The organism is Epilithonimonas hominis (genome assembly GCF_003730015.1).
Lineage (GTDB): Bacteria > Bacteroidota > Bacteroidia > Flavobacteriales > Weeksellaceae > Epilithonimonas > Epilithonimonas hominis.
The window spans coordinates 1-11,300 of record NZ_RJTU01000064.1 but is presented as its reverse complement, the minus strand read 5'-3'; the positions used below and the strand labels follow the sequence as shown (position 1 = coordinate 11,300).

12 protein-coding genes are annotated in these 11,300 nt (G+C 40.9%); 11 read left to right on the top strand and 1 reads right to left on the bottom strand.

What is annotated here, in order from left to right:
* Positions 1-11: 11 nt before the first annotated feature.
* A complete protein-coding gene (locus EGH73_RS09950) occupies positions 12-446 on the bottom strand; it encodes a DUF4365 domain-containing protein (RefSeq protein WP_123281710.1) in 435 nt (144 codons plus the stop codon).
* Between the two features lie 1,268 nt (positions 447-1,714).
* Between EGH73_RS09950 and EGH73_RS09945 the strand changes: the two genes are divergently transcribed.
* From EGH73_RS09945 to EGH73_RS09895, 11 genes are read left to right on the top strand one after another with little or no spacing between them, the layout of a single operon-like run.
* The gene (locus EGH73_RS09945) at positions 1,715-2,080 is read left to right on the top strand and encodes a hypothetical protein (protein ID WP_123281709.1); all 366 of its coding nucleotides are present in this window, start codon (positions 1,715-1,717) and stop codon (positions 2,078-2,080) included.
* On the top strand, positions 2,070-3,500 hold the full coding sequence (locus tag EGH73_RS09940) for a relaxase/mobilization nuclease domain-containing protein (RefSeq protein ID WP_123281708.1): 1,431 nt from the start codon (positions 2,070-2,072) through the stop codon (positions 3,498-3,500). The genes EGH73_RS09945 and EGH73_RS09940 overlap by 11 nt, the downstream gene beginning before the upstream one ends.
* Positions 3,500-4,141, top strand: a complete 642-nt coding sequence (locus EGH73_RS09935) for a ParA family protein (RefSeq protein ID WP_123281707.1) — start codon at positions 3,500-3,502, stop codon at positions 4,139-4,141. Before EGH73_RS09940 ends, EGH73_RS09935 begins: the two co-directional genes overlap by 1 nt.
* Before the next feature lie 45 nt (positions 4,142-4,186).
* Complete coding sequence (locus EGH73_RS09930) at positions 4,187-4,702, top strand: hypothetical protein (RefSeq protein WP_123281706.1); 516 nt, start codon at positions 4,187-4,189, stop codon at positions 4,700-4,702.
* 44 nt (positions 4,703-4,746) lie between these two features.
* Positions 4,747-5,061: a DUF4134 domain-containing protein gene (locus EGH73_RS09925; RefSeq protein ID WP_095074545.1), complete on the top strand. Its 315-nt coding sequence runs from the start codon at positions 4,747-4,749 to the stop codon at positions 5,059-5,061.
* Positions 5,061-5,366, top strand: coding sequence for a DUF4133 domain-containing protein (locus tag EGH73_RS09920; protein ID WP_123281705.1), 306 nt, complete (start codon positions 5,061-5,063; stop codon positions 5,364-5,366). Before EGH73_RS09925 ends, EGH73_RS09920 begins: the two co-directional genes overlap by 1 nt.
* The gene (locus tag EGH73_RS09915) at positions 5,347-8,412 is read left to right on the top strand and encodes a TraG family conjugative transposon ATPase (protein WP_123281711.1); all 3,066 of its coding nucleotides are present in this window, start codon (positions 5,347-5,349) and stop codon (positions 8,410-8,412) included. Before EGH73_RS09920 ends, EGH73_RS09915 begins: the two co-directional genes overlap by 20 nt.
* Complete coding sequence (locus EGH73_RS09910; protein ID WP_123281704.1) at positions 8,399-9,055, top strand: hypothetical protein; 657 nt, start codon at positions 8,399-8,401, stop codon at positions 9,053-9,055. The genes EGH73_RS09915 and EGH73_RS09910 overlap by 14 nt, the downstream gene beginning before the upstream one ends.
* A complete protein-coding gene (locus tag EGH73_RS09905; protein ID WP_123281703.1) occupies positions 9,055-9,741 on the top strand; it encodes a hypothetical protein in 687 nt (228 codons plus the stop codon). The genes EGH73_RS09910 and EGH73_RS09905 overlap by 1 nt, the downstream gene beginning before the upstream one ends.
* A 3-nt stretch (positions 9,742-9,744) precedes the next feature.
* On the top strand, positions 9,745-10,416 hold the full coding sequence (locus EGH73_RS09900) for a hypothetical protein (RefSeq protein WP_123281702.1): 672 nt from the start codon (positions 9,745-9,747) through the stop codon (positions 10,414-10,416).
* 9 nt (positions 10,417-10,425) lie between these two features.
* Positions 10,426-11,265, top strand: a complete 840-nt coding sequence (locus EGH73_RS09895) for a hypothetical protein (RefSeq protein WP_123281701.1) — start codon at positions 10,426-10,428, stop codon at positions 11,263-11,265.
* Positions 11,266-11,300 lie beyond the last annotated feature (35 nt).

Below are 11,300 nucleotides of genomic sequence, written 5' to 3'. Positions count from 1 at the left end.
TTATCCCGAACTCAGGTTAAATTAAGTTTCTTATCAAAAGAAATCTTTAAACTGTTTTTATTAGTTCCCAAAGTCTTGTCAACCGTTTTCGCATAAAGTTTGTCCTCTCTTTCGATATAAACAACCAAAATAACGGGCAATACATGCTTATTCCAATAGTCGATATCATTTTTTTGAGCTACAAATTTAAAAGAATCATCATTTTCATCAACGATGTAACTACCTCCCTTTACAGTTGATTTTAATTGAATTTTTAGAATCTGACCTGTTGCCTCAATCTTATTATCTTCATTAACCGATGTAAGTTCAACTTCACCATCAATTCCGAAATCATTTTTAGATTCCTCTCTAAAAATTAAATACGGAGAATGATTTACGCAAAAGGATGAGAACTTAACTACACCTTTTTCTCCCGTGATATGCTGTGAACTTACAATTTTTGCCATTAATAATGTTTACTGCTAAATTACTGATTTTTTTATGATAATTTTTCAGTAGTTATTGCTTATGTACTTTATCCGCCATCCGTAATTCAACAACCCAACACCCTTTATCTTCAAAAATTTGGACTAACTTTTAATCTAGGTGAAAGAAAATTATGATTTTCTATTTTTTAGAACTAATAAATGATTAAAATAAAAGTCCTCCTGCTCAATCTAAATACAACCAACCTGCGCATTTCAAATACAACCTCTTGCTCAAAATAGATACAACCACCCTGCTCAATTCAGATACAACCCCTTGCTCAATTTAGATACAACCACCTGCTCAATCCAAGTACAACCACCCTGCTCAATTCAGATACAACCCCTGCTCAAAATAGATACAACCTCGAAATCGCATTCCTTTTTCAGACCATGCTCAAAATAAATACAACCCCTGCTCAATTCAGATACAACCTACTTGCTCAATTCAGATACAACCTACTTGCTCAATTCAGGTACAACCCACCTGCTCAATTCAGGTACAACCCACCTGCTCAATTTAGATACAACCATCTCTTTTAACTAATTGAAATTCATTATTTTAAAAACTCCATTAATTATACAAACCTCTACAATTTTGAAAACGATTTTTCTAATCAAAACTCAAACTTCAATTTTTCTTCTGCAACCGTCAATCTTTAAACATTCGAAAAACCGCCTGCTTAAAGCCTTTTTCACCGCTTGATGTAAACATTCATTGCTATCGATGTGAAGTTGCAAGATGTGTCTTTGTACGCACAATTTTTCAAATTGGCTTCCAAAGACCCTCTTGCCTTTCCTGTCGGAAAGGGTAAAAAAATTCGGGACTCATTTTTTCTTTTTTCTGAACCCCGATTTTAGATTTTTTTTTCAACAATTTTTTTTAAAAATCATCGAAATATTTTCAGGAAAGAAAATTCAAAAATTCATTTCCAACTGAATCTTTTCATTCATATTTTGTTTGCCATTCACTACACAATCCGTAGCAAATCGCGAACGAAATATTTTACTTTCAAAAATCGTGAATTGATATTCTCAAATCAATTAATTCCAAACTTATAATCGTTTTATCAATCCAAAATTTCAAAAAATTCCACCACAGTCCATTCTATTTGTTAAAATTTAGAAAAACGTGTGTTTATGTATCACAGGTTATGTTTATAGTCTTCCGAAACTGAAACATAGCGATAAAACTGTCCGCACAGTGCAACTTTGTCCTCGAAGAATAGAGAAATATTTTGCAGGCAGAAATGAAAACAAGCACCAAAAATGTCAGACTTTTTATACGCCTCCAAAAAGAAAAAAAAGAGGCTTGGAAGAAATTGTGTGACACAAGAAACATCAGCCTCACCAATTTCATTATCGATTCCGTGGAGCAGAAAATGCAATCGGACGAGAGAAGAAAAGTATTGGCGTTCATTGAAAAGCAGGATAACCTATTTGCGAAAATCGAGAACAACATCAATCAGGTGGCGAGAATTGCTAACTCCCAAAAGTTCATCAGCAAAACCGAACTGAATTCGTTCAACCAAAAATTGGAAAAGATTGCCGAACTGAAGAATCAGCAAAACCAAATCTTCCTCAAGATTTATGAAATAATGTCGGATGCTAGTTAAGATTTTGGGTTCGGCAGGCGATGATTTTCACGGCGTAAGATACAACGAGAAAAAGATTGATTCAGGAAAAGGAGAACTGATGCTGATGAAGAACTTTCCATCATTCATCAACGTAGAAAGCAGTTCCGAAGTGGTCAGAAACTATCTGCGGTCGATTTCCAAAAGTGACCGAGTGAAAAAACCACAGTTTCACGCCGTGATTTCGTCAAGATTTCAGGAGCAAACGAAAGAGCAACTCACCGAAACAGCCGAGAAATTTATGGACGAAATGGGATATGGAAAACAGCCGTTTCTTGTGATTTTCCACAACGATACCGAGAACAACCATATCCACATCGTTTCCACGAGAGTTGATAAAAAATCGGGCAGGAAAATCAACGATTCCTATGAGAAACTGAAGGCACAAAAAGCGTTGGCAAAAGTTCAGGAGCAGATTTTCGGAATCAGCCAAGAATCAACCTTAAAAAAACTCTTTTCTTACCGATTCGCTTCCATCAATCAATTGGTAACACTTCTGAACCGTAATCGATTTCGGGTAGCGACGAACAAGGCAAATGAAAACTCAATCGACCTCCTAAAAAATGGAGTGATTCAGCAAACGCTCGACATCGGAAAAATTTCATTTCAAGATTCAGATGATTTAAGCCGGAAGAAGCAGATTAAAGCCACCATTTCCAAATACAGGGAAATATGCTCCCCTAAAGTATTCAGGGTGGAAGACAACAGAAAGTTTGATGGATTGTTTGAAAAGCAATCGAGTTCCACACCAAAAATTGAGTTTGAAAGCGAACTTCAGAAAAAGATGCGCGATGTGTTTGGAATTGACATCATCTTACACCACAAAGATTTTAAGAAACCTTTCGGTTGCACCGTCATCGACCATAAAACGGGAAGCGTCTTCAAAGGAAGTGAGATTTTCAAAATGAACGAGATGTTTGAATTTACCGAAAACACCATCAGCAAAAGGATGTTTGAACGCTTGAAAGATTTCAACATTCGGGACGAAAGGGAAAAAGAAGTCTTGATTAAATCTCTCAACAACGATTCAGTAAAGGACTTTATGGTTTTCGAGAACAAGTTTAGAAAGACCAAGGAAATTTATCAGTCCATCAGAAAGGAGGTTTTGGAATACCTGAAAAATGGACAAAACGACCAAATCTCCATAGTGAAGAACGATAAGGGCGATTTTTATGCAGTACACCACCGATACCACCATATTCAGGACTTGAAGTCTTTGGTGGGGGAAAAAATCATCGAGCAAATATTTTATCCTGACCAAAATCTTCAGGAATCAAAGGGAACGATTCAGAAACAGGAAAGTAACCTTTCAAAACTGATTGACGAACTCCTGAAATCTTCCTACACCGCAAAAGACCCTGCCGAAGACGCTCTGAAAAAGAAAAGAAAAAAGAGAAAATAATGATTATCACATTTGCCACACAGAAAGGCGGTGCCGGAAAAACCACGCTTGCCATCGCCTTTGCCAATTATCTCGCCTTACAGAAAAAGGAAATCCACGTTTTCGATTTCGATTTTCAGAAATCTTTCTACAACAAGTGGATGGAGGATGAAGATTTGAATCTCCCTAAACTTTACGAGGTTCAGATTTCGGAGGACAATCAGGCTCCCTTCTCCGATTTTGAAACGCTGATGAAGATGAAGTCCGACGACGCGGTCTATCTTTTCGACCTTGCCGGAACACTCGATATGAAGTACACCGACATCCTTCAATACAGCGACTTTATCATCATTCCTTTTGAATATTCCGACATCTCCACCAAATCGACTTTGGTCTTCATCAACTTTTTGGGGCTTTTGGAAAGTGAAGCCGGAAAGATTTTCATCCGTTCACGCTTCGAGAAAAATTTTGAGTATCCAAACAAGCCGATGATGGACGAAGAAATTTCAAGGTTCGGAAAACTGATTAGCCAACCTGTCCTCAAACGGAACATTCTTCAAAAAATCAACACGCGCTCGCTGAAAGGTCACCAAAGACGTGCCCTGAAAGATGTTTTCTCGGAAGTGGTGGAACACATCGAAAAGGCTTCCAAAGAGAAATAACCTTCAAGAAAATCAATCTTCAACACCTAAAAACCTCTATCCATTATGGGAAAATTTACAATGATTATTTTGGGAATCTATATTCTCTACTATGCAGGAAACATAGTCTATGACTTGTTTCTAAAGAAAACCAACACCTTAAAAACCGACGACACCGAAGTCTTCTCGATTGGCGATTTTGCAGAACGCGACCAACCGGACATCATCCAAGTCGGCATCGAGGATGCTGAACCGTTAAATGTTCCAAATTCCTTTTCTCCATCAGATTACGCTTTGGAAGACGAACCACAATCTGTTTCCGAAATTGAAACAGAACCCGACATCGAAACTCTTCGCAGAAAATTCGAGCAGGAAGAATTTTTTGGACAATTGGACGAGGCATTGAAAAGCCTTTCAAAAATAACGAAACCCGTTCCCAAACCCAAAGAAGTCCAAAAGGATTTTTTAAGCAGACAGGAAGACAAGTTCAGGCAGATGCTCAACCTTGCCGAAACCAACGTACAGATGGTCAATGTTAACGGAATCAAATCCTACAAGTCTGTACTCCCCTCTTTCAAATAACACAAACCCTAATTTTTTAACCCTTACGAATTATGAATTCAAAAATGAACAAAAGAAAATTGTTTGGAAAAATGCTGACCGCAGGACTACTGTTTTTGGCGGTTGCACCACTACTCGCACAAGCCGGAGGAGCAGGCGCACTTGCCGGAGCGAACACCTCTATCCGTTCCTATTGGGAACCCATCAAACTGATTATTCAGGCGATTGGTGCCGTAGTCGGACTTATTGGCGGTGTCAGAATCTACAACAAGTGGACGAATGGCGACCAAGATATCAACAAGGAGATTGTTGGTTGGGCGGGAGCCTGTCTTTTCTTGGTGATTGTTCCACAGTTCGTTGGCGCTTTCTTCGGAATGTAATGGGCTTTTTTCTTTACAAGGGGCTTAAAAAACCCCTTGTCTTTTTCGGACTGAAGGACAAGTATATCTACTATGCGATGGGAACGTCAGTCGGTGGACTTTTTAGCGCTGCCATCTTCTCCTCACTGATTGGGATTTTCGGAACCGTGTTGGGATTTATCCTCGCCGGAAGCGGAATATATATGATTTACAAAATTCAGGACAGAAAAGGACTCTACAACAAGACCAAGAATCACGAGCAAATCCACATTTTCCCAAAACGCTTCAACCTAAATGAGCAAAACAATGAAAAAGAAAAAAATTGAAATGGACATCCCGTTCATCGGCTATGACCACGGTAGCAAACACGATTGGAATTTTGACGTGATGGTCGGAAAGTTCGGAAATCCCGTTATCGGAATCAGAATTAAAAATATGGTAGAGCAATATTCCGCCGACCCCGACCTTTACCTGCAATACCACACGCTTTTGAACCAAATCGTGGCGACTTTGGGAGAGGGACACCTACTCCAAAAACTCGACATCTTTTCCAAAAGACAGTATGCGGCGGAACCGTCCAATCAGTTCCTGCAGCAAAAATATTCCGAACATTTCGAGGGAAGAGTTTATAAAAGTATTGAAACAGTTTTACTCTTTACCGACATTATCGAGCAAAAGAAAAAGAAGACTTCATATTCATTCTCGGAAAAAAACTACAAGGACTTGCGCGACCGCTGTCAGAAAATTTTTATGCTTCTTTCCCAATACCACTGCGAACCGAAGTTTTTGAGGGAGAAAGATTTTGAATATTACGTCGGCGGAAGCCTTTCGATGAATTTTGTGCAGAATCCGGTCTTCGACAATATCTATTCCAACAACGAGTTTCTGCGCATCGGAAAACAGTTCGTGAAAACCATTTCCTACGTGGATGTGGAACGCATCGAACTTCCCTCCGAGATTGAACCCTACTCGCTTTTGGGCGGAAACAACGCCTCTTCCGATACGGCGGTGGATAATTTTTCATTCATCAACGAATTGGAAGACTACAACACGATCATCTACAACCAAATTATCTCGATTCCCATCCAAACCCAACGGCAGCGGGATTTGGAAAAGAAGAAGAAAAAGCACGAAGGCGTCGCCAACAGCGCACCGTCGAATGCGATTGTCGCCGCCGAAATCGACGAACTTTTGCACAATGTGACGGTTGATGGTCAACTGATTGTGGACGCGCATTTCTCCATCGTCTATTCCGCCGATTCGCTCGACAGGATGGAGGAAACACAGTCGCTGATTGAGAGCAAACTTTTTACCAAGGGCATCAACATTTCCAAGAACGCCTTCAACCAATTGGAACTCTTCCGATGTTGCCTTCCCGGAAATGCGGTCGAACTGAAAGACTACGATTTATTTACCACGACGAGCGAGGCTGCGTTATGTTTTTTTTTTAAAGAAAGTTACCCCGTGAGCGAAGATTCCAATTTTTACCTGCGATTTACCGACAGACAGGGCGTTCCGCTTCGTGTGGATCCCGCCGATTTGCCGATGAAGAGCGGAAGAATCAACAACCGTAACAAGTTTGTTTTGGGACCTTCGGGAAGCGGGAAATCTTTCCTGATGAACAATATCGTGGAGCAATATCTTACCTACAATTACGACGTGATTATTGTGGACACGGGAGATTCCTATTCCGGAACGTGCAGTTACAAAGGTGGAAGATACATTGAGTACACCGAGGAAAAACCCATCACGATGAATCCTTTCCTGATGAACAAGGATGAATTCAATATCGAGAAAATCGAGTTTTTGACCAACCTTATCTTTTTGATTTGGCAGGGAACGGACGGCACGATGAGCAATACCCAAAAATCCATCTTGGATAATGTGCTGATGTCTTACTACCACCAATATTTTAATGCGGGAACGAATTGGTTTGAACACAAGGATTCCGACGAACTGATGCTCTACCTCAAAAAATACAATATCGACGAAGCGGACATCGAGTCAGAGTTTGAAAAGGATTTTCAGGATACCAAAACGTTCTACGACTTGTTGGGACTTCCGTTTGATGCCTCGACCAAGGAAATCAAGGAAACGGGGAGAAAACTCATCCGCTATTATCATCCTGATTCCAACATCGGAAATCCCGATTACGACAGCGAGATGTTCTACCGTGTCTTTGAGGCATATGAAACCTTGACCGACGAGGAAAAAAGAAAAATCTATAACGAGTCGCAGTTGATTCTGACCAAAACGAGAGATCTTGTAAAGCGTCCCGAATCCTCACAGGAATGGAACGACGCCTACCGAAAGACGCTCATCAAAAAAATTGTCGGTATTGAGGAAAAACTCGCCGTGCAGGAACTTTCCTTTAATGGGTTTTATGAATACTGCGAGAAATTTCTTCCTGTCTTTTTGAACAATAAAAAGTACAAGATTGGTGAAAGGGAATTTAACCTGCGAACTTTCCTGTTCGTCCTAAAGGATTTCTACAAAGGCGGAAGATACGAAACAACGCTAAACGAAAGTGCCGACAATACTCTATTTAACGAACCTTTCATCGTGTTTGAAATCGACAATGTAAAAGACAACCCGAAACTCTTCCCCATCGTGACGCTCATCATTATGGACACCTTTATTCAGAAAATGAGGTTGCGAAAAGACCGAAGAAAGGCTCTGATTATAGAAGAGGCTTGGAAAGCAATAGCCTCAAAACTAATGGGAGGTTACATTCTTTATTTGTATAAAACTGTTAGAAAGTTTTGGGGTGAAGCTATTGTGGTGACGCAGGAATTGGACGACATCATTGGAAACGCCGTAGTAAAGGATTCCATCATTAACAATTCAGACACCTTTATATTGTTAGATCAAACCAAATTCAAAGACAATTTTGATCGAATCGCATCACTTCTCTCGCTGAATAAGGTGGAACAGAACAAAATTTTTACCATCAACAACCTGAACAACAAGTTTGGAAGAAGCCGATTCAAGGAGTTTTATCTAAAGCGGGGTTCAAAAGGCGAAGTCTACGGAAATGAGGTTTCCCTTGAACAATATCTCACCTACACTACCGAAAAACCCGAAAAGTCTGCCATAGAATATTACGCCAAGGAAAGCGAAAGTTACGACGACGCGCTCAAAAAGTTTGTGGAAGATGTGAAGGCTTTCAACAACGATTTGGGAACTATGGTTTCCCTCGTGAATCTCTACAAAAAACCTTTGGACAAAAAGGCAACTTCTTTTTACCATAAAATAAAATCACAATTCAAAGATCAGAATGTATTAAAAAAAATCACTGAAATGATGGAGGATTCCGAACTGACTTTTGAAGAATTAATTCAACAAAACGATTTGCATTATGAAAAAGTTTAAGATTTTGACCACCCTATTTGGAATCGGATTCCTTTCCGCCCAAAATACCTACATCGACCCGACCACAACGGCGGCGATGATTCTTTACTCCGAAAATTTAAAATCGGAACAGGAGAAAACCATCGAACAGCAGAACAAACTGCAACAGGCTCAAACTTGGGTCGGTGCGCAAATGGCGGTAGCCAACGATATTCAGAACAAGATTCTGAAGGGGCTTCGTGAAGTTTCGGGTACGCTTCAAAACGGTATTCAGGTAAAGGAAATCTATTCCGATTTACAGGATTGCGCCACCTATTCCTCGCAGATTTCAACTTTGGTGAGCGATGCTCCTGAATACGCCATTTTCGGCGTAAAAGCCACCAAAGAAACCTATGAGAGCGTCCTTGCAATGAGTACCGATGTTTCCGAACTGCTTAAATCGGGGGAACTCAATCTTGCCACTGCAGGAGACCGTTACCGACTTTTATTCAGTATTTCTGAAAAGGTAAAAACACTAAAGATTTGGCTCTTGACCATTATGATGAACATCGAACGCGCCAAACGCCTAGGCTTTTTAAAAGCCATTAATCCTTTTCAGGGCTACATCAATACCGACAAGACCATCGTGGAAAACATTATGACTAAATATAAACACAATTTCTGATGAAAGCCAAATTCTATCTTTCGGCGGTGCTGATTGCGGCACATTCTCTTCTGACTTCGAGCAGTGGCGGTTCCACGCCGTCGTGGCAGCAGGAAAATGTCTCCTTTCCGATGATGAATTTGGAAATCCGCCACACGATGGAGGAAAACGGTCGGCAAAAGGAGATGAAGAACAAGCAGGCGCTGAACCTCGCCACCGAAAACCAAAACAAGAAGCAGTGGACTAAACTTCGAGAAACTACCGTGAAGATTCAGGACCGGCTCCGTTTTGTGGATTTTGCGATGCAGTCCATTCCCACGGGTTATGCCATCACGCAGGAAGCTGCTAGAATCCGCAACAACGAACTCTTGATTATCGAGGAACTGCAAACCGCTCCTTATGCACTCATCGTGGCGTTGCCTGGACAGATTCAGTTTGCGGACGACCTGCAGATGGTGGTAAGGCTTTTGGCGGGCATCGTGGTTTCCTACGGCGCCATCAACCAAATGGAGAAAGCAGAACGGAAAGTTTTGTTGGATTACGCCCTTGAGGAAGTGAAACGGCTTGAAAGCGAATCCTACTACACTCTTTACCTGATTCGGGAACTGCGAAGAAAAATCGAATCCAAGAAGGCTTTGTTGGAATATTACGTCAACCGCGACCGACAGGTGGTTCAGAGCATTATTAACGGAATAAATACTTTTTAATAAATGAAAAAGATTCTTTTGACCGCATTGTTTTTTTTGGGTTTTTGTCTGTTTCAGTCGCAAGACACAAGCTTCATCGTGATCAACGACAAATTGTTGGCACAACTTACCAAAAATCAAGGAGTCCGTTTGGCGAGCAATCAGGCTTATCTCGATTCCTATGAAAAGCAGAGAAAACTCTACGAGCAGGCGAACCAAAAAATGATTCAGGTGGTCGCCATACACGAGTTTATCTACGACAAACTTTCCAACATCAATTCCGCCATCAGAAACGGGAAACAGCTCGTGTATTTCTATAAATATTTGGGCGACATCCTTACCCATTCGCAGGAAATGATGCAGCTCAGCGCACAAAATCCCGAATACGCCATCCTGCTGACCAAATACTACAACCAAATTATTCAGGAATCCGTCCTGCTGAAACAGGAAATGGTGTCTGACATTATGAACGAGAACAAGGATTTCCTGATGAACGCTTACGACCGCGACCTGCTTATCGAGAAAATGTTGGCGCGCGCAAGAGCCATTGACGGTTGGATTTTATACATCAACATCATCCTGAAGACCGCCAAAAACAGACCTTACCTCTATCAGATTCCCGTTCTGCAAGATTATATCAATCTCGACAGGATTTTGGTTCAGGACATCCTCATCAAATACAGAAACCTTTTTTAATGAATCATTATGAATACTAAAACAAACTTCGCCTTTTTCATTGCCTTTATTCCGCTGATTTTCTCTGAAAACCTGCAGGCACAATTTACCGTCAAACGACTGAACGACCCTTCCATCGTCGCACAACAGAAAAGGATGGTTTTCGAGGGATGGGGCGATTGGAGACCCTACCCCAAATATTTACTCGGGATTCAGACCAATCTCGCCTACGCCACGGTTTGGGGAATGTGGGCACCGTCTAGAAACCGAGACTATAAGGATGGTCCCGATATCCGACCGCTTAAGCCGACAGGATTGGAAACTCAACGATTCGGAGAAGTCGAAATGCAAAGAAAGGAGACAGAACGAATCAAGATGGAAACCGACACCATCCACAAAAGAAGCGTACAAGATTTTGCGCATTGGACATCCGCTACAGTTAGCGCAGACCCGCTTTGGTTACTCTACTACAACCGGATGCTGAAACCACTACGAGAATTTCCCGAAAACCCCCAAAATTATTTGGAATGGGGATTTCAAAAACCCGAAGTCTATCAGACTTTGCTTTCTACGGGTGGAATTAGTCTCCTGAAAGAAAAATTGGATTTGCTTAAAGACAAGTACAATATCTCAAGAACGGTGGATATGCCGAGAGGAAAACGCTTCCTTATGTACCACGAAACTTTGATCGGATGGCGAAAATTTTCGTCCGAAATCCGAAGCCACGACCTAAAAGGCGGACTGTATATGGATTATCACAAGATCCTTCAGGACATAAAAAATACCACCAACCTGTTCGGAACCAAAAATTTCAAGACCGACAAGGAAATCGCACAGGAAGTGATGAACCACTACAAACACCAATTTTAATATGAATAATAAAACAAAATGACTACTTGATATTA